Below are 20,568 nucleotides of genomic sequence, written 5' to 3'. Positions count from 1 at the left end.
CTGTAATGGTTTTGAATAAAGAATTGAGGTGACGCGAATGGAATTAAGGGATCAGTGGTGCTTTGCTTGCGGTAAGGATAATCCGATTGGACTAAAACTTGAGTTTGTAGAAGAAGAGGACACCTATCGTACGACATTTACAGCAAAGCCGGAACACCAAGGATATGATGGTATTATGCATGGCGGTCTTGTCAGTACTGTTTTAGATGAAGTAATGGCTCGTTACATTAATATGAAAGGTTTTAATGCAGTAACAGCGCGTTTGGAAGTACGGTTTCGTCAGCCGACTCCCCTTGGACAGCAATTGACAGCAAGAGCTAAGATCGTATCACAACGCGGTAAACTGTATGAAATAAAGAGTGAATTATCACTGCCGGATGGGACTGTTACCGCAGAAGGTAAAGCCACTATTGCAGTGGTGGAGGATACAGCATCATGATGGTATTAAAAGAAAAAATTTTAGAATTCATGAGAACAGAAGCATATAAACCTTTGACCTCGGAAGAATTAGCCGAGCATATGGAGCTGAAAGGGACAGAATTAAGCGAATTATGGAAGGTTATTGAAGAACTAGAAAGTAATGCAGATATTATTAAAACTCGCTATGATAAATACGGAGTGCCTGAACGTATGAATCTGGTAGTAGGGAAGTTAAGTGCCAGCAATAAGGGATATGGTTTCGTGATTCCTGAAAAAGTAAGAACACCAAATGAAACGGACATTTTTATTCCTCCAGATGGGATGATGAGTGCCATGCATCACGATAGGGTAGTTGTTCGTGTACACACCCAGAGCGGGCAAGGGAAATCTAGAGATGGAGAAATTATCCGTATTGTAAAACGGGCAAATACGCGTATCGTGGGAACCTATGAAGCCAGCCGCAATTTTGGTTTTGTAACTCCTGATGATCTTCGTTTGGGCCAGGATATTTTTATTCCGAAGGACGGAAAAAATATCGTTCCGAGTGGTGCAAAGGTAGTAGTAGAAGTTACTAAGTGGCCAGAGAAAAAACGGAGTGCTGAGGGGAAAATCATAGAAGTCCTGGGGAATACGGGCGACAGTGGGATTGAAATTCTCTCTATTATCAAAAGGCACAATTTGCCCATCGATTTTCCTGCCGAAGTTGCGCAGGCTGCCGAAAATGCTCCAGATGCCATTAGTGAAGAAGAAATCTCCGGTCGACGTGATCTGCGGCATTTGCCAATAGTAACCATTGATGGAGAAGATGCTAAGGATTTGGATGATGGGGTATACGTCGAACGTTTAAAAAACGGCAACTATCTTCTGGGAGTCTACATTGCAGATGTCAGTTATTATGTCCGTGAAAATACAGTACTGGATAAAGAAGCCAGTGAACGGGGAACCAGTGTGTATTTGGTAGACCGTGTATTGCCCATGCTGCCCCGCCGCTTATCGAACGGTATCTGCAGCCTCAATGCTGGCGAAGATCGTTTGGCTATGTCGGCTCATATGGAAATTGACCATAAAGGACAAGTGGTTAAATATGAATTATTCCCAAGTGTCATAAGAGTACAGAAACGTTTTTCCTACACGGTAGTACGTAAAATTTTGGTGGAACATGATGAAGAATTAATTCATGGACATCAAGAATTGCTTGGGCAATTGGAAAATATGGAACGACTGTGCCGAATCCTGCGAGAAAGAAGGATGCGCCGCGGTGCCATCGATTTTGACTTTCCTGAACTAAAAGTGAAATTAGATGAAACGGGAAAACCAATTGAGATTATAAAACGAGTTCGCAGTCTAGCTGAATCCATCATTGAAGAATTTATGCTGGTGGCAAATGAAACTGTGGCTGAACATATGCATAAGTTAAAGGTTCCTTTTGTTTTCCGTGTGCATGAAGAGCCTGATTCGGAAAAAATGGTAAAATTAAATAATCTATTGCATAATTTTGGGCAGAGCTTATCCAAGGTGGATGAAGTACAGCCTGCTGCCTTACAGAAAATATTAAATTATATCTCAGGGCGTCCAGAAGAACGGATTATCAGTACCGTTATGCTGCGTTCATTGAAACAAGCGCGTTATGAAGCGCAAAACCTAGGACACTTTGGATTAGCTGCGACCTACTACACTCATTTTACATCCCCCATACGACGTTATCCTGATTTAATTGTACATCGCATTTTGCGAGAAACCTTTAATTCAGGAGATATATCAACAAAACGTAAAGCAAAACTAGCAGCTATGCTGCCGGAGATTGCCCTGCATTCTTCTGAAAGAGAACGGGCGGCTGCTGAAGCAGAGCGGGAAACTGTTTCTCTAAAAACTGTAGAATATATGGCGCAGTTTGTAGGAGAGCATTTTGACGGGATCATTAACGGGGTTACGGCCTTTGGGATTTTTGTGGAGCTGGATAATGGAGTAGAAGGTCTAGTACGTGTATCTAGTATGGAAGATGACTATTATCAATATGTGGAAGAGCAATATTCCTTAATTGGTGAGCGCAGTCATAAGATATATCGTCTGGGTGATGCAGTAAAAGTCATCCTCACCAGAGTCAGTCCGGAAGAACGCAACATCGACTTCGTCTTAGAGTCCAACAGCGCCTGGATTGAACGATCGATAAATCGAAGACCTAGTGGAGGAAGACCTCAAAGAAATGGTGTGAAAAGCGAAGGAGCTGGCAATGGTCGAAGAACTGTCTCGGCTGCGAAGAATAAGAACAGTAAGGCGAAGAAGGCTGTGGTAAGCCGTGCAAAATTAAAGACAAAAAGAAATAAACAAAAAAAGAAATAAAGAGATAATGTAGTATCGAGGTGAGTTTTTTGAAAGATGCAACAGCCAGTATTAAAATCATTACAGAAAACAGGAAAGCCAGACATGACTTTCATATACATGAAAGTTATGAGACGGGCATCGTGCTGACAGGGACAGAAGTGAAATCTCTGCGGGCAGGCAAAGCCAACTTAAAGGATGCTTATGCCAGGATTGAAAAATCTGAGCTCATGCTGCATAATGCACATATTAGTCCCTATGATGCAGGAAATCGCTTTAACCACGAACCACTGCGCGTACGGAAGCTATTAATGCATCGAAGCGAAATTGATAAATTGCTTGGAAAAACCAAAGAAAAAGGATACACTTTGGTGCCACTGAAAATGTATTTTGCTCACGGTCTAGCAAAATTGCAATTAGGATTGGCTACAGGAAAGAAAAACTTTGATAAACGTCAAGACATGGCAGAGCGAGATGCCAAACGAGAAATGGATCGCGCATTTCGTGAAAGGCAAAAAGAATAAATAAAAAGTAGGCTCTCCTGTAGAGCCTGCTTTTTATTATTTAAAGAATGTGATAGGAAGGTTTTTTGTAGCATCGACGAAGGATATAATAGGGAAAACCCAGGGAGGCAAAAGACGGTGAAAGATGTTCAAGATAACAGTAAAGTAAGGCTGGCTTTAATTTCAACCTATCCAGGGATGGCTACGATATTTAAACACGTGGCAGAGAATACAGGATTCGATCCTTATATTACAGTGGCTACTCTTCGCGAGGCAGCAGCTATTGCAAAGAATATTGAGCCTCGGATCGATGTGATTCTGAGTCGAGGTGGGACTGCTGAATATATTAAAGAAGCAGTTGAAATCCCCGTAGTAGCAATTCCTGTTACACCATTTGATGTGATGCGTTCCATATATGAGAATCAAAGTTGTATGAAAAAATGTTATAAAAAGATTGCATTATTTTCTTATAAGGAAAAAATGCCCGGTATTCGGGATATTGAAAAAATGCTTGGATTAGAGATTGATGAATATACGTTCCATTTGCAAGAAGATATAGAAGCTGGTATTCAAGATGCAAAGAAAAGAGGAATCGCGCTAGTTATGGGAGGGATCTTAGCGATACAACTAGCCCAAACCTATAATCTAGAAAGTATTTTGATTGAATGCGGTGAGGAAGCAGTCTATCGTTCCATGTATGAGGCTATAAATTTAGCTAAGTTGAGGCGTGTAGAACGCAGCAGAGCCGCTCGGATTAAAGTGGTATTGGATTCTGTCGTTCAGGGGGTTATTGCCACGGATGAGTTGGGATATGTAACCATATATAACCCTGCGGCTCAAAGGATATTTAACATCCCAAGTGAACAAGTACTTGGAAGAAAGGTACAGGATGTGATTCCCAATACGCAAATGCATAAGGTGTTAGAGAGCGGTGAGGTGCAAATGGCCGAATTGCAGGATGTAAATGGCGGGATTATTGCAACGAGTCGAATTCCGATTATGGTTGGCAGCAAACGGTCCGGTGTTGTTAGTACCTTTGAAGATGTGACTAAAATTCAATATTTGGAGCAGCAAATTCGGAAACAAATGCATGCCAAAGGCTTTATCGCCAAATATACCTTCAAGGATATTTTGACGGTAAGTCCTGTCTTGATTGAGCTAAAGGAGATGGCTGCCTTGTATGCCACCACGGATTCCTCTGTATTGATCCAAGGGGAGTCTGGCACAGGAAAAGAGCTATTTTCACAAAGCATCCATTGTCACAGCAGACGCAGCAGTGGACCCTTCATAGCTGTTAACTGCGCTGCTATACCAGAGCATTTACTGGAAAGTGAATTGTTTGGCTATGAAGGCGGAGCTTTTACGGGGGCTAAAAAAGAAGGTAAACAAGGATTATTTGAACTGGCTCATAAAGGAACGATCTTCTTAGATGAGATTGGGGAAATTCCTAAAGCTTTGCAGGCAAGGCTGCTTCGGGTGCTGCAGGAAAAAGAAATTATGCGAGTTGGCGGGGATAAAATTATACCCATTGATATTCGAATCATTAGTGCCACGAATAAAAATCTTGAGAAAAAAATGGAACAAGGCGAATTCCGTGAAGATTTGTATTATCGTTTGAATGTATTTAATTTACAAATACCTCCTCTTAGGGAACGAAAAGAGGATATTATTGTGCTTGCCATGGCATTTTTGGAACGGTTATCTGCAGATTTAGATTCCCCTGCCATAGCACGGGAACTAAAATCTGCATTGATTGTATATGATTGGCCGGGTAACATTCGAGAATTATATAATATTATGGAACGGTTATCCTTGATGATCAGTATTTCAGAAAAAAAATGGAGTCTGGAAAAAATACTGCAAAAAGTAATGTATGATTCTGTCTCTAATCCCAATCATGATTCCATTGCGATCAAAGTGGATTTAGACCAGGGATTAAAGTCGGCGATTGAACAAGTGGAAAAAATAATCATTGATACCATGCTGGCAAGATGTGATCAAAAACAAGAATTGGCGGCAAAAAAGTTAGGAATTGGTCGTACTACTTTGTGGCGAAAGGGTAAAATTAGCGATAGCTTAAAAATGTTTCAATAGTGGAATTTAATGTTTCTAAAATGATACGAAATAATATTAAAAGAATTAAAGAAGATTAGGATTGAAAAATGAAAGCTGCGTTTCAATAATGAAATATAATTTTTGTAAGCATGCCAATACTAAAGGGTTTTAGTATTGGCATGCTTTTTGCTACATATAGTGATAGACGGCCTGAAAAAGTAAAAGCATTGGGAAGGCCTTTTTAAAAAACAAAACAGGTAGGAGGAGTTACAGATGCAGTATAATGGCGCATTAGCAGGAGTAAAAGTTCTAGATTTGACGAGGGTGCTTGCCGGACCTTTTGCCACGATGATGTTGGCGGATATGGGAGCAGAGGTAATAAAAATTGAGGTTCCCAAAAGCGGAGATGATAGCAGACAATTCGGACCATTTGTTAATGGAGAAAGTTCTTATTACATGAATTTGAATCGTAATAAAAAAGGTGTTACTTTGAATTTAAAGGGACGGGGCAAAGAAATTTTCTTAGAGATGGTAAAAAAGGCTGATATTGTAGTAGAAAATTATCGCCCTGGAACCATGGAAAAACTTGGGCTCGGCTATGAAGAACTGAAAAAAATTAATCCAAAGATTGTTTATGGGGCGGTGTCTGGGTTTGGTCATTATGGACCGTATAAGGATCGGGCGGGATATGACATCATTGGTCAGGCGATGAGCGGGCTTATGAGTACGACAGGCTGGCCTGGTGGTGAACCAACAAGGACGGGGACTGCTATGTCGGATATTTTGGCCGGACTTTCCGTTGCCATCGGTCTTTTAGCCGCCTTGCGCCATCGAGACGTTACAGGACATGGACAGAAAGTAGATGTTTCCTTAGTGGATGCAACAGTGGCAAGCATGGAAATTATTAATCAAATTTACTTAGTAGAAGGGCGTCTGCCTCAGCGGATTGGCAATCGATATGAGTCCACTTATCCTTATGATTCTTTTAAAGCCAATGATGGGAGTTTGGTGATTGGCGCTGCCAATGATAAGTTATGGCAAAAGCTATGTATCATCATGGGACAGCCGGAATTAGGGGAAAAAGCTGAATTTGATACCAACTGGAAACGAGTACAGCGGCATGAGGAGGTAAAAGTCCTTGTAGAAGCTTGGACAGTTACAAAACCTGTGAAAGAAATTGTTGATGCATTGCTCGCAGCTGGCATTCCCGCAGCTCCGATTAATAATATTGAGCAAGTTGTCAATGATCCGCATATTGCTGGTGCTCGGGAAATGTTTGTAGAAGTAGATCATCCCAAAGCAGGCAAGATGAAAATTACGGGCAGTCATATAAAACTTTCGGATACGAAACCTTGTATTAAAGCGCCGGCTCCCCTGCTTGGTCAGCATAATGAAGAAGTATATAAGGCGTTTCTGGGTCTGAGTGCAGATGAAATCGCGGCTATGAAAAAGGATGGTCTATTATAAGAGGGGAGGTAAGGATATGTTAGCGTTTCCTAAACAAGTTCAGATCGTTGAGGTTGGTCCTCGGGATGGTTTTCAAAATATTAAAACTTTTATTGAAACTAAAGTGAAGCAACAGGTAATAGACGGCATGATTGCTGCGGGAGTGCAGGTTATGGAAGTAACGTCTTTTGTTCATCCTAAGGCGATACCTCAGATGGTCGATGCAGCCCAGATTGCAAAAACAACTGCTCAGGCAGCGGGAGATACCTTTAAGGGACTTGCTCTTGTCCCCAATTTAACAGGGGCAAAAAAAGCCTATGAGTGCGGCATTAAAGAAGTAACCTATGTGATATCAGCAAGTGAACAACACAATCTTGCAAATATAAATCGAACAAGAGAACAGTCGTTGGAAGATCTTCGAAAGATTGTCACCCAAGTACCAGAGTTGGCAGTGAGATTGGATGTTGCTACAGCCTTCGGCTGCCCCCTGGGGGGCAAAGTAAATGATGAAATGGTAATTAGCCTGATTGAGTCAGCACTGCAAATTGGCGTGCAATCAGTAGTTTTATGCGATACCATTGGAGTTGCCCATCCTAAGCAGGTGTATGAGCGAGCGAGAACCGTAAAAAATAGATTCTCTGATGTATCCTTTGGTCTACACCTTCATGATACTCGTGGTATGGGTCTTGCCAATACGCTGGCAGGTCTGGATGCTGGTATTACCATATTTGAGTCTTCTATCGGCGGTTTAGGCGGATGCCCCTTTGCTCCGGGAGCTGCTGGAAATACAGCTACAGAAGATTTGGTAAATATGTTTCATGGTATGGGGATCTCTACTGGTATCCATCTGGAGCGATATTTAACCGTGGTTCAAATGGTGCGAGAACGAATTCAAACCGTCTTGACGGGACACATGGCATATGCCCGTCAATATGACGATATATAAAAATGCATTTGGTGCAATTATAAGAGGAGGATTCATAATGACCTTAGCTGAAAAAAACACTACCGCAGCAAAAGTGACTATGGGGAAAATGACAAATTATCGCTGGTGGGTGATGTTGTTTATCTTTATAATTTACACAGTTGCTAATGCTGACAGGGCAAATATCGGTTTTGCTCTGCCCTATATCCGCGAAGAGTTTGCCATGAGCAATACGGAGGCGGGAGCTCTTATTAGCTTATTCTTTATCGGATATTCTCTTGGGCAAATCCCTTCAGGATTTTTGACGAGTCGATTTGGTATTCGCAAAATGTTTACTGCGGGCATGTTTTTAACTTCTGCCTTTACGGGAATGATGGGAGTCGTAGACTCTGCCTTTCATCTCAAAATTCTTCGTACAATGGTGGGGTTGGCAGAGTCTCCCGTTGTGATTGGCTGCACAGCAACCATTAACAATTGGTTTCCTGCAAAAGAAAAGGGAACGGCTACGGGCATATTTTTGGCGGGATCTAAAGTCGGTCCTTTGGTTGTTCCTCCATTATGTGCTTGGATTATTATGACCTTTGGCTGGCGAGAAATTTTTCTATTCTTCATGATACCAGGAGTGTTGTTGTCGATATTCTGGTATCTCATGGTTAGAAGTCAGCCAGGAGAAAGCAAATTTGTTTCAGCGTCAGAACTTCAATATATTCAAACAGAAGAAACGGCTGTAGCGAAGGTGGAGCGAAAGAAAGAGTATAATCTCTGGTGGTTGGATAAAATAGTTCGTGCAAAAAAAGTTGTACCCCTCAATACTTCTAAGCAGGTGTTTCGTTCCTGGGATATTTATGGTGCAGCATTAGGGTATTTCTTTATTATTGGTATTTCCAGTATTATGATGTCTTGGCTGCCGACATACTTGGTTACTATAAAAAAATTCGCGATTATGAAAACTGCTTTTGTTGCGGCATCACCTTTTGCCGGGACAGTAGTAGGTAACTTTCTTGGTGGTTGGTTATCGGATAAATATTTAAATAAGCGTCGTAAGCCGCTGATGATGGTTACCGCCTTTTCTGCAAGTTTGATGATGTATTCATTGGTACATGCCCCTAATGATCCTATTTTGCTGGCGATGCTGCTCTTTATCACAGGTGTGTTCTTTAGCTTAGGATATTCCGCTTTTGCCTGCTATCCTATGGGACGGGTTGATAAAGAACAATATCCAATTGCGTGGGGAATTGTTAACACAGGCGGTCAGCTTGGCGGAGCTTGTTTTCCTCTTATTGTCGGAATTATTTTGGATAAATTCAGCTGGAATGCGGTATTTGCCTCAATGGCTGTTGGTTCAATGATTTGCCTGTTAATTGTTTCAACGATTATTGAGCCGGTTGAAGATCCATTGGAGCGGCCTCGCATATGATGACAAAATAAATAATAATTTTGTTAATTTGATAAGTGGGAATATATTCTTGAAATATGGAAAGGGAATTATATGAAAGCTAAATTCAAAATATCAAGTGTGAGGATACGTTTATTGATTATTTTCACATCTTTACTGGTTTTATCTTTAGGGCTTATGTCTGGAGTTAGTTATTATTTTTCAAAACAGTTCCTTGTAAAAAGTGTTAATCAAACGGCGATGTCAGTGGGTACTGATTATGCTAATCGGGTTCAGAGTAGTATAAATGAGTTAACTCTTCGTGTAGAGGATTTAGCTGCGATTCCAAATGTTAGAAATGGTAGCGATTCGAAACAAATCATGGAGATTATGATAGCGGAAAAACAGCGAATTGGAAAATTTGATGTAATAGCATTCATCTATCCTGACGGTAACGCAGTAAAGTCAGATGGGACGACTGGATATCTGGGAGATCGTGAATATTTCAAAAAGATTGTAAATACCAAAGTACCATATGTATCAGATCCTGTCATTGCGAGAGCCACTGGAAAATTGTCTATACAAGTTGCAGTTCCTGTCTTGTATAATGGAAATTTGACAGGTGTAATTACTGCTGCATATTCTTTAGACAGTTTAAGCTCTTTGATAGAAGAAATAAAGTTTCAGGAATCTGGATATGGATTTTTGGCTGATGCTACAGGTAAGATCATTGCATACCCTAACGAGCCGGAATTAATTGGTAAATTGAATATAGCGCAAAAGACTGTTAATCCAGAGGTTACCTTACAAGCGGGTGAATTGGATAATCGATTAATTAATTTGTTTAAGAATTCTTTAGCAAGTAATCAACAAGCATCTGGGGAATACATTTTATTTAATGATGTTACTAATGTTGCTGTCGCTACAGCTATCAACCTAGCTGGTGGACAGCGATGGGTTCTGATGGTCACGGCACCTGAAACGGAAGTCACAAAAGATGTATCGTCTTTGACTCAAATCGTTGTTTTTGTATTATTAGGGTGTACGCTGATCGCTTCATTATTTATTTTATACGTCAGTAAGCAATTTGCGCAGCCAATTACTGTAATGCGAGATGAAGCGCTATTGGTGTCTGCGGGTGATTTACGTTTACGACAGACTGCTATTCAATCAGAGGATGAAATTGGACAATTGGCTGGCGCCTTTCAAAAAATGACAGATCATTTACGTCATGTCATTATTACGACTCAATCTCAAGCTGAACTTGTTGCGGCATCTAGTGAAGAATTAACCGCCAGTGCTCAGCAGTCGGCTGACACGGCAAATCAGGTAGCAGCATCAATTACGCAAATTGCTCAAGGTTCAGGGCAACAAGCCGCAGAGATAAATAGCATGTCAACGGTTATAGCGGAAATATCAGCAAAGATTAAACAAACATCAGAAACTGCTAAGATGGTGGCTGGTATTGCGACGGAAACATCTAATGCAACTGATAATGGGCGGCAAGCAATTGAGAAAGCTACTGAACAAATGAAACAGATTGGAAAAAGTTCAGAAGTTTTACATGATGTTATTAAAGAACTGGCAAAGGGATCATGTAAAATTGGTGAAATCATCAGCTTGATTTCTTCAATAGCAGGACAGACGAATCTCTTGGCTCTTAATGCTGCTATTGAGGCTGCAAGGGCAGGTGAACATGGGAGAGGTTTTGCTGTAGTAGCAGAAGAAGTGCGAAAGTTAGCGGAAGGATCGAATCAGGCGGCTCAGCAGATTGCAAATCTGATTAAGAAAAATGAACAGGATATGAATGAAGCCATTATAGCAGCGCAAGCTAGTGGGGAAGGTGTACAAGTGGGCATTGACATAGTCTCTATTGCGGACGAGACCTTTCAGAGTATTTCTGCCTCGGTAGTTCAATTATCTACGCAAATACAAGAAATGCAACAAGAAATGGATCAGATTGCATTAGGTAGCCAAGAGGTTGTTGAATATGTTCATAGAATTGATAAAGTCAGCAAAGAGAATGCAACAGAATCTCAAACTGTTTCTGCTGCTACTGAAGAGCAATCTGCTTCCGTGCAAGAAATTGCTTCTTCAAGCCAAGGGTTAGCTAATGCGGCGGGGGATATGCAAACAGCAGTGGAAAAATTTATAACATAACAAGGTGGAGTCTACTAGGCGAATTCAAAAAGAATACATCTTAATAAAAAAATTACAAGTTCAATTTAGATCGATTTTGCAGGAGATTTATATTTTAATAACAAATAAATAATAAATATTTGTTACTGCGAAGAGATATAAAATGGATTCATGTTGATAGTAATTCACGACACGCTAGAGTTGGTTTTAATACTTCTTTTCAGCGGTTTCGAGCTATCGATTTATGAAGAAAAGGAGTTTAAATTATGCTGATTGTTCTTGTAATGTTTGCATTAGGGTTATTGCTTGGTTTTATTGGTGCCGGTGGTGCTGGTGTGGTGATTGCGGTTTTAACCGTAGTATTCGGTATTCCCATACATACTGCTTTGGGAACGTCGCTTAGCGCTATGATTTTTACGATGATATCTGGTGCATACAGCCATTTTCGAGAAGGAAATGTGGTGGTGAAAAATGGTATAGCAATTGGTATTTTCGGTGCTATAGGCGCTTTTATTGGAGCGCAGATTGCAGCTGGATTACCGGCAAAAGAGCTTAAATGGATGACTGCTTGCATGCTGCTGCTATCAGCTCTTTTGCTTTTTCTAAGAATCTTTTTTGCTAATAAGGGAATCTTTTCTCGAAGTGAAAGTGAAGAGGGTCCCGTCGGAATATCTTTCTGGTTAACGGCATCCGGTCTTGGTCTTGTTACAGGAGTTTTATCGGGAACCTTTGGGATTGGTGCGACTCCGTTTATTCAAATTGGCTTATTAATCTTTTTTCATATGTCAATTCATCAGTCGGCGGGTACAACCATGCTTGTCATTCTGCCGATTGCATTGTTGGGCGGATTGGGTTATTTAACGGCTGGTCATTTGGATGTACTGCTGCTCTTTAAAGTAACCACAGGACTGATCGTAGGAGCCTATATTGGAGCAAAATTTACCAGGCGATTAGATCCATTTATTTTAAAGATATCCATGGTAGCTGTCCCCATATTTGGCGGACTGCTGCTGCTATTTGGTCGCTAAAGAAGACTATTTGCGATGGAGTTATAAATTCCACCTGAATCTTAGTCGCATTTATCTTGTAGAAGAAGGGGAGTTGCAGAACACTTGAGAGACAAGAAGGTCTTATTGTGAGTGATCTGATTTGGAAAGAGTAAGTATGTAGTGATAAGATAATGCTTTATAAATTGCATTTTGCATTTATAAAGCATTATCTATTTTTGCGTAAGCAGAATACCACATGCTATGCATGCAATGTCGTCAACTTAAGAAAAAGAAATAAAATTCAGCGACTTATCTGCCATTAGTAGAAACTCGGGGACAGGGATGTTGTTTTCAAGAATGAAACATAATCCCTGTCTCGTATTTTTCCTCTCGATTAATGGATAGCTCATTATTCGATTTATTATGCGTAGCACTTTACGGTGCTTTGGCGAATATTATACTTAAGAGAGGAGATTTAAATAGGAGGTAAAATATGGAATTTCCAAAAGGGAAAGGATTCGATATTACATGTGGCGTCGTTATAACAGTAGTTCTTGATACGGTAGTTCATGATAATCTGGTAAGGTTGACTGGAACATTTCTAGGGGGAAAAGAAGAAAGACGTCATCATCGTCACAGGAGACGTCGTTGCTTTCATGAATCTATCTTTATTCAATTAACATGTCCATTTTGTGAACGCCACGGGGCTGAAATTCCGGAAGGCACAATCGTTGCAATAAATGTATCCGAAATTCTATTTATTGTTCCCGGCAGGAAGTGTCATGATAAGGATGATGGCAAGTGCCATGAAAAAGATCATGTAATTAACATAAGCTGTCGCAATGATGATGAGTATAATGGTAAAAAGTAGGATACATTCTCCCTTGTCTTCTGGGTTTTTATACTGCATCTGAAGGTCTGAGTCTCAATTTTATTAGTTCCGTGTTCTGTAGCACGGTGGGATTATGTTGCATAGAATATAACAAAACTGAAAAGGAGATGTTTCTATGGAAGAAGATGGTAGAGGTTGTTGCGATAAAAAACAGAATTGCGTCATCAATATTTTCTGCAATGGAAAGAAGCATGATGATATGGGGGACGATAAAAAGGAAGGTCACTGCGTCATCAATATTTTCTGCAACGGAAAGAAGCACGATGATATGGAGGACGATAAAAAGGAGGGCCACTGTGCCATCAACATTTTCTGCAACGACAAGAAACATGATTGCATGGACTACGATAAGAGGCATGATGATCACTGTGCTATCAATATTTTTTGCAATGATAAAAGACAGAGACCCGACGACTTGTGCGACAACTATAGAAATGGTTAAATAGTATCGATACTGAGCCTGGGCTTTCTGGGATTCGTCATTTTGCAGAGTGTCCGCCGATAGGCCGAATCTGATTGTAAATCAATGTGAATTAATCAATATATACGACAACTTGTAATTGCGAACTTAGCAATAGTGACAGGTGGATTCAGAAAAAAAGCATTTTAAATCGCGAAGACGCGAAGAATAAGAAGGTTACGAAGTAAACATGACATCCCTTCGTGATCTTCGAATTCATCGCGTCTTCGCGGTTCAAAAGTTTTTAATTTTATTTAATAGTTGTTTTCTTTTAGTATTACATCATGGGCTCCGCCTTCTACAATGCTGGTAGAGGATACAAGAGTTATTCTTGCAACTTTCTGCAATTCCTTAATGGATATGGCACCGCAGCTGCACAAAGTTGACTTAATTTTGCTTAAGGTGACATCAATGTTATCTTTTAGTTTTCCTGCATAGGGGACATAGCTGTCAACGCCCTCTTCAAATTTGAGGTTACTGCCTTCCCCGAGATCGTAGCGTTCCCAGTTGCGGGCGCGCTTTGAGCCTTCACCCCAATATTCTTTCACGTAATTATTGCCAAGCTTTGTTTTAGGAGCAGGGCTTTCATCGAATCTTGCAAAATATCTTCCCATCATAATAAAGTCAGCTCCCATGGCTAAAGCTAATACCATGTGATAGTCATGTACGACTCCGCCATCGGAGCAGATTGGAATATAGATGCCAGTTTCTTTAAAATAATCATCTCTTGCCTGTGCAACTTCGATCACAGCAGACGCTTGTCCTCTGCCAATCCCTTTCGTTTCTCTGGTAATACAGATGGACCCTCCGCCGATTCCAACCTTTACGAAATCCGCACCAGCCTCAACGAAGAACATAAACCCTTCTTTGTCAACTACGTTTCCGCCACCAATTTTCACCGAATCTTTATACTCTTCTTTTATATATTTTATGGTTTCTGCCTGCCATTCACTAAAGCCGTCGGAAGAATCCACACATAACACGTCCACTCCCGCCTTAACTAATGCAGGAACCCGCTCTTTGTAGTCTCTTGTATTAATACCTGCACCAACCATATATCGTTTTTCGGAGTCTAAAAGCTGCAGGGGATTTTCTTTGTGATCCTCATAATCTTTTCTGAAGACGAAATATGCCAGATGCTGCTGATCGTTGATGATGGGCAGACAATTCAGCTTATGCTCCCAGATAATATCATTGGCCTCCTTGAGGCTGGTATTTGTTGTGCTGACGATGAGTTTTGAAAACGGTGTCATGAATTCTTTGATTTTTCGGTCTAAAGGATCCCGGCTCATTCGATAATCTCTGCTAGTAACAATGCCCACTAATTTAGAGTTAAGCGTTCCATCCTCTGTAATGGCAATGGTGGCATGGCCTAATTTTGATTTTAATTCTACAACATCTTTTAAGGTTTGTTCGGGTGAAAGATTGGCATTACTAACCACGAAGCCAGCTTTGAAATTCTTTACTCTGCTCACCATTTCTGCCTGTTCTTCAATCGGTTGAGAACCAAAAATAAAGGATAAGCCTCCACATTTAGAAAGAGCAATAGCTAAATTATCATCGGATACAGACTGCATGATTGCGGAAACAAAAGGGATATTGATTTCAATTGGGGGCTCCTCATCTTTTTTAAATTTTACAATTGGGGTTTTTAAACTTACTTTGCTGGGGATACAATCTTTTCTTGTAAGATTAGGTACAAGGAGATATTCGCTAAAGGTTCGAGAAACTTCCTTATAATAGAATGCCATTGTCGCATTGCCGCCTTCCTATACAAATTTTGACTATTGTATCAAAGTTAATAGGTGGTGTCAACTTACAAAAAAATATTTACAGGAGTTCTGGCTTTTACAGAGAAATTACAATAAAGATTTCTATGAGAAGAATCCCGATTGGAGGGGAAATATGGATTATAAAATTTGTCTAATTGCTCCATTTGCCAGCATGAAAAAGCTAGCTGATGAAGTTATTTTAGAACGTGACCCTGAATGGCAGGGAAATGTTGAAGTTGCCCTTGGTGATTCCCAGGTTGGGTTGGAACAAGCGCGGTTAGCGGTGGAGCGAGGGGCGGAAGTTCTAATTAGCCGCGGTGGTACTGCCTTACTGATTGCTGAACAAGTTTCCGTGCCGGTGGTGCAGATACAGGTCACCGCTCTTGATATTTTGCGTACGATCAAACAGGTAGGAGTAAGCTTAGGTGTAATTGGTGTAGCTGGGTTTAGGAATGTTATTTATGAGTGTGAGACCTTGGCTGAATTGTTGGGAATTTCGGTACGGGTAATTGCTCTGGAAAACAAGGCGGAAACGGCAGAGAGAATTGCTTTTGCTGCCAGTGAAGGCATTAAAGTAGTCATTGGTGATGCGAATTCAGTTGAACTTGCTCGCCAAATAGGGCTTGGCGGCTATGTAATCGGCACTGGTAAAGATGCAATCTATAAAGCCATTAAAGAGGCTGAACTGGTGGCAGAAGTTCGCCGCCGGGAACAAGAACGGGCTGAGCTTTTGCAAGCTATTGTGAATTCATCTACGGATGGGATCGTTGCTGTGGATAAAGCGGCTCGCATTACCTTTTTTAATCCTGCTGCCTGCGATATTTTCCAAGTATCGCAGGCAATGGCTGTTGGACGCTCTGTTAGTGAGGTGATACCAAATACTCGTTTGCCTGCTGTTCTTGAGAATGGAGTAGCAGAAATGGGTGAAGTTCAGCATCTGGGGAATAAAGAATTAGCTACGAAGCGAATACCGATTAAGATTAAAGATGAAGTAGTGGGGGCAATTGCTAGTTTCCAGGATGTGACCCAACTGCAGCGCTTTGAGCAGGCGATACGACAAAAGCTGCACTCAAAGGGCTTGGTCGCCAAAGTAAGTCTAAATCAAATTATCGGTTCCTCGGCGGCACTGGAGGCAGCTAAAAGGCAAGCGCGCCGCTATGCCATGTCTAGTTCTACCGTGCTGATCACTGGTGAGTCTGGTACTGGTAAGGAAATGTTTGCCCAAAGTATTCATAACCTTAGTTCTCGTGATAAGAGTCCTTTTGTTGCTGTTAATTGTGCTGCTCTGCCTGAAAATTTACTGGAAAGTGAGTTATTGGGTTATGAAGAAGGTGCATTTACGGGGGCGAAGAAAGGTGGTAAGCAGGGGCTATTTGAATTGGCTCATGGCGGTACGATGTTTCTGGATGAAATCGGAGAGATGCCCTTAGCCCTGCAAGCTCGTCTACTGCGGGTGCTGCAGGAAAAAGAAGTGATGCGCTTAGGTGGGGATCGAGTCATTCCTGTAGATGTAAGGGTAATTGCAGCTACCAATCAAGATATGGCTAATTTGGTTGCCAAAAAGAAGTTTAGGGAAGATTTATACTATCGTCTTGATATTTTACGTCTTTACCTGCCGCCCCTTAGAGATCGAAAAGGAGATATTCCTATATTGGTGGAATATTTTTATCGCAAGTTGAATCTTCTAAATCCGGAAGTGAAAGGGATTGCTCCAGAAGCACTAATAATTTTAGAAAAACTTCCTTGGCCTGGGAATGTACGAGAATTGGTCAACCTTATGGAAAGAGTCTTATTGCTATCGGATAATAAAGTGGTTACCGCTGAAGATATTAGGAGCATTTTGCCCGCACCGTCAGCCTCTCTCCAAACAGATTCCTTGCATGGTCAATATGGTAATTTGGAAGAGATAGAGAAGGAAGCAATTGAACAAATTTTACGGGAAGAAAAATTTAACTACACTCGAGCGGCCAGTCGCTTAGGTATAAACCGTACCACTTTATGGCGAAAAATCCAAAAACAGAATCGATAAGATACAAGCGATAGATGCATAAAGCAACAGTTCGAGTTGCTTTATGCATCTATCGCTTGTTGTTTAATAATCAGAATCTTAGGTATTCAAAGGGTGACAGTATTGGCATGATATTTGCATAATAAGATAGTCGTAGAAGTAGAGTAGATTGATAAAAAGCAAAATGTTTGGCTAATTTTAGCAATCTATCTTAGATAAGAAGAGAGGAGAATCTATGAAAAATTTAAATGGGGCGCTTTTGCGCAGTGATTTATTCTTACCAGAAGATGTTGCTGCACAAATCAACTCAAGTAATTTACCCGAGAGGGTAATCCAATTTGGTGAAGGCAATTTTTTAAGAGCGTTTGTTGATTGGATGATTCATCAACTTAATAAGCAGGGGAAGTTTAATGGACGAGTTGTGGTTGTTCAGCCGATTGCCCAAGGACTGGCAGGGAAATTAAATGAGCAGGATGGTCTATATACCCTGTTGCTGAGAGGCTTGCAAGATGGAAATCCCGTGGAACAGAAAGAAATTATCAGTTCAATCAGCAGAGGAATTAATCCCTATACAAATTGGGACGCGTATCTTAAGTGTGCGGAAAATCCTGATATTGAATTTGTGATCTCTAATACTACCGAAGCTGGTATCGCTTATGATGAAAATGATCGTTTGGATCATGAACCGCCAAGTTCTTTTCCTGGTAAGTTGGCGGCGTACTTGTATCATCGTTTTCAGTACTTTCATGGTGCCCCAGAAAAAGGCATGGTTATTATTCCTTGCGAGCTGATTGATCGTAATGGCGATAAGCTAAAAGAAGTCGTCCTAAAACTTTGCGATGCTTGGAACTTATCACAAGAATTTAAATCTTGGGTCAGCAATCATAATTATTTCCTTAATTCATTAGTGGATCGAGTAGTAACTGGTTATCCAAAAGATGAAGTAAGAGACCTTGAAACGAAATTAGGATATAATGATCAATTAATTAACACAGGCGAACTCTTCCACCTATGGGTAATCGAAGGACCCCAGGAATTAGCAAAGCGGCTTCCTTTTACAGAAATTGGTCTTAATGTTATCTGGACGGATGATATGACGCCCTATCGTACACGGAAAGTTCGAATTTTAAATGGAGCTCATACTGCTTCTATTCCCGCAGCATTTTTATATGGATTAGAAGAAGTCGGAGAAATGATGGATCATGAAGTGTTAGGAAAATATGTGAGACAAATTGTTTCTGATGAGATTATTCCTTCCATTGATTTGGATAAAAAAATGCTGACTGAATTTGCAGATTCTGTAATCGAACGTTTTCAAAATCCATATATCAGACATTATCTAATCAGCATTTTACTCAATTCCTCATCGAAATTTAAAGCCAGAGTTTTGCCTTCGATTTTAGAATATCAGCAACTTCATGGTAGATTGCCTGAAAAATTGACCTTTTCATTAGCGGCACTGATCGCTGTGTACAAGGATGGCAACGTGGCAGAGAATGGTATGCAGGCAAAACGAGAAAAAGGCGAATTTGTGATGAAAGACGATGTGCCGGTATTGGAATTCTTTGCAGATACCTGGAAGACATTTGATGGAAGCAAGGAAAGTATCATTGCTGTAATAAAAACTGTTTTAGAAAATGCTGCTATTTGGGGGCAGGATTTGAATCAAGTTAATAGTTTGACGGAAAAAACTGCTGACTATCTATATCAAATTGTTAACGATGGTATGCAAGTTACTGTTGCGCGGCTGATTAGGGGGTAACGGATATGTCATTGTTAAAGATCCATGAAGCAGATAATGTAGCTGTTACCCTTGATGATATAAAAAAAGGAGAGCAGCTTACGGTAGGACCTGTTAAGATTATGGCTCTCGAAGATATTGCTAAAGGGCATAAAATTGCCCTGCAGGACTTAAAAGAAAACGAGCACATCATAAAATATGGCTTTCCTATTGGACACGTAGTGAGAGATGTTGAAGCTGGCAGCTGGGTACATGCTCATAATATTAAAACCAATCTTGGTGATATGCTGGAATATAGTTATGAGCCAGATCTGCCTCAAGAACAGTCTGTTACTTGTAATCAAACCTTTAAGGGATACAGGCGAGAAGACGGACGGGTTGGAGTTCGCAATGAGATCTGGATTATCCCTACGGTAAGCTGCGTGAATCGAGCAGCTCAATTGTTGGCTAAGCAAGGCAATGAAATTGCGGGTGCAAACATTGATGGTGTCTTTGAATTTACTCATCCTTATGGCTGTTCTCAGCTTGGCGAGGATCATCTGACAACCCAGCGTATTTTGGCAGCTTTGGTCAATCACCCTAATGCTGGCGGTGTGCTGGTACTTGGATTGGGCTGTGAGAATAATAATATTCCAGAGTTTAAGAAGATACTGGGAGAGTATGATCCTGGTCGCGTTAAGTTTTTAGCAGCCCAAGAGGTAGAAGACGAACTTTCAGCTGGCAGAGAACTCATAGAAGAGCTAATTGCATATGCCGGTCAATTCAAAAGAGAAGAATGCCCTGTTTCCGAGCTGGTTGTAGGTCTAAAATGCGGTGGTTCTGATGGTTTTTCAGGTATTACCGGTAACCCGCTGGTAGGAGCATTTTCCGATAAGCTGATTGCCTGCGGCGGCAGCACCGTTCTGACGGAAGTGCCAGAGATGTTTGGTGCTGAAACGATTTTGATGAAACGTGCGAAAGATCAAGCTGTGTTTGATAAAACGGTGAAGCTGGTCAATGATTTTAAAGATTATTTTATGTCATATAATCAACCGATTTATGAAAATCCATCCCCCGGTAATAAAAAAGGCGGCATTTCCACTTTGGAAGAAAAGTCACTAGGCTGCACACAAAAAGGGGGGCGCAGTATTGTTGTTGATGTACTGGGCTACGGTGAGTCTGTGAAGCATAAGGGACTGAATCTTTTAAATGGACCAGGCAATGATGCTGTAGCGGCAACAGCGCTAGCTGCTGCAGGCTGTCATATCGTCTTATTTACTACTGGACGTGGCACCCCCCTCGGCACGGCAGTACCAACCATAAAAGTAGCTACAAATAGTGATCTATTTAGGCGTAAAAGCAATTGGATGGATTTTAATGCTGGACAACTGCTGGAAGGACAGTCGATGCAAGCTGTGACAGATGAGTTTTTCTCCTATATCCTAGAAATTTCTTCTGGGCGACTGTCTAAATCAGAGAATATGGGTTTTAGAGAAATTGCTATCTTTAAAAATGGCGTAACCTTATAACAAAAACCCAAATAAA

15 protein-coding genes are annotated in these 20,568 nt (G+C 40.9%); 14 read left to right on the top strand and 1 reads right to left on the bottom strand.

Going from position 1 to position 20,568, the window contains the following annotated elements; translation table 11 throughout:
- Positions 1–37 precede the first annotated feature (37 nt).
- From BMZ99_RS04815 to BMZ99_RS04765, 11 genes are all read left to right on the top strand, one after another.
- Positions 38–439, top strand: a complete 402-nt coding sequence (locus BMZ99_RS04815; RefSeq protein WP_090933475.1) for a PaaI family thioesterase — start codon at positions 38–40, stop codon at positions 437–439.
- Positions 436–2,760 carry a ribonuclease R gene (rnr, locus tag BMZ99_RS04810; protein ID WP_090933473.1) on the top strand — a complete coding sequence of 775 codons (2,325 nt, stop codon included), beginning with the start codon at positions 436–438 and terminating at the stop codon, positions 2,758–2,760. The genes BMZ99_RS04815 and rnr overlap by 4 nt, the downstream gene beginning before the upstream one ends.
- 29 nt (positions 2,761–2,789) lie before the next feature.
- Positions 2,790–3,263 carry an SsrA-binding protein SmpB gene (gene smpB / locus BMZ99_RS04805; protein ID WP_007941618.1) on the top strand — a complete coding sequence of 158 codons (474 nt, stop codon included), beginning with the start codon at positions 2,790–2,792 and terminating at the stop codon, positions 3,261–3,263.
- A 117-nt stretch (positions 3,264–3,380) separates the two neighbouring features.
- Positions 3,381–5,336 carry a sigma 54-interacting transcriptional regulator gene (locus BMZ99_RS04800; protein ID WP_090933471.1) on the top strand — a complete coding sequence of 652 codons (1,956 nt, stop codon included), beginning with the start codon at positions 3,381–3,383 and terminating at the stop codon, positions 5,334–5,336.
- A gap of 234 nt (positions 5,337–5,570) precedes the next feature.
- Positions 5,571–6,764 carry a CaiB/BaiF CoA transferase family protein gene (locus BMZ99_RS04795; RefSeq protein WP_090933469.1) on the top strand — a complete coding sequence of 398 codons (1,194 nt, stop codon included), beginning with the start codon at positions 5,571–5,573 and terminating at the stop codon, positions 6,762–6,764.
- 16 nt (positions 6,765–6,780) lie between these two features.
- Positions 6,781–7,689: a hydroxymethylglutaryl-CoA lyase gene (locus BMZ99_RS04790; protein WP_090933467.1), complete on the top strand. Its 909-nt coding sequence runs from the start codon at positions 6,781–6,783 to the stop codon at positions 7,687–7,689.
- A 37-nt stretch (positions 7,690–7,726) separates the two neighbouring features.
- The gene (locus BMZ99_RS04785) at positions 7,727–9,085 is read left to right on the top strand and encodes an MFS transporter (RefSeq protein ID WP_090933465.1); all 1,359 of its coding nucleotides are present in this window, start codon (positions 7,727–7,729) and stop codon (positions 9,083–9,085) included.
- Positions 9,086–9,157: 72 nt separating this feature from the next.
- A complete protein-coding gene (locus BMZ99_RS04780) occupies positions 9,158–11,203 on the top strand; it encodes a methyl-accepting chemotaxis protein (protein ID WP_090933463.1) in 2,046 nt (681 codons plus the stop codon).
- Positions 11,204–11,448: 245 nt separating this feature from the next.
- A complete protein-coding gene (locus BMZ99_RS04775; protein ID WP_090933461.1) occupies positions 11,449–12,210 on the top strand; it encodes a sulfite exporter TauE/SafE family protein in 762 nt (253 codons plus the stop codon).
- Between the two features lie 454 nt (positions 12,211–12,664).
- On the top strand, positions 12,665–13,042 hold the full coding sequence (locus BMZ99_RS04770; protein WP_245754822.1) for a hypothetical protein: 378 nt from the start codon (positions 12,665–12,667) through the stop codon (positions 13,040–13,042).
- A 146-nt stretch (positions 13,043–13,188) separates the two neighbouring features.
- Positions 13,189–13,509: a hypothetical protein gene (locus tag BMZ99_RS04765; protein WP_139214738.1), complete on the top strand. Its 321-nt coding sequence runs from the start codon at positions 13,189–13,191 to the stop codon at positions 13,507–13,509.
- A 268-nt stretch (positions 13,510–13,777) separates the two neighbouring features.
- Here BMZ99_RS04765 and BMZ99_RS04760 read toward each other — a convergent pair whose 3' ends face one another.
- Complete coding sequence (locus BMZ99_RS04760) at positions 13,778–15,274, bottom strand: IMP dehydrogenase (protein WP_090933457.1); 1,497 nt, start codon at positions 15,272–15,274, stop codon at positions 13,778–13,780.
- A gap of 154 nt (positions 15,275–15,428) precedes the next feature.
- Between BMZ99_RS04760 and BMZ99_RS04755 the strand changes: the two genes are divergently transcribed.
- From BMZ99_RS04755 to BMZ99_RS04745, 3 genes are all read left to right on the top strand, one after another.
- Entirely contained in the window at positions 15,429–17,324 is a 1,896-nt protein-coding gene (locus BMZ99_RS04755) for a sigma-54-dependent Fis family transcriptional regulator (protein WP_090933456.1), read from the top strand.
- A gap of 214 nt (positions 17,325–17,538) precedes the next feature.
- Positions 17,539–19,065, top strand: a complete 1,527-nt coding sequence (locus tag BMZ99_RS04750; RefSeq protein WP_090933454.1) for a tagaturonate reductase — start codon at positions 17,539–17,541, stop codon at positions 19,063–19,065.
- Between the two features lie 5 nt (positions 19,066–19,070).
- Positions 19,071–20,552, top strand: a complete 1,482-nt coding sequence (locus BMZ99_RS04745; RefSeq protein WP_090933452.1) for a UxaA family hydrolase — start codon at positions 19,071–19,073, stop codon at positions 20,550–20,552.
- Positions 20,553–20,568 lie beyond the last annotated feature (16 nt).

This window comes from Pelosinus propionicus DSM 13327, from assembly GCF_900114615.1.
In the GTDB taxonomy this organism is placed as follows: Bacteria; Bacillota; Negativicutes; order DSM-13327; family DSM-13327; genus Pelosinus; species Pelosinus propionicus.
Note: the sequence above shows the minus strand (reverse complement) of the source record. Positions and strands in the feature narration are given on the sequence as shown.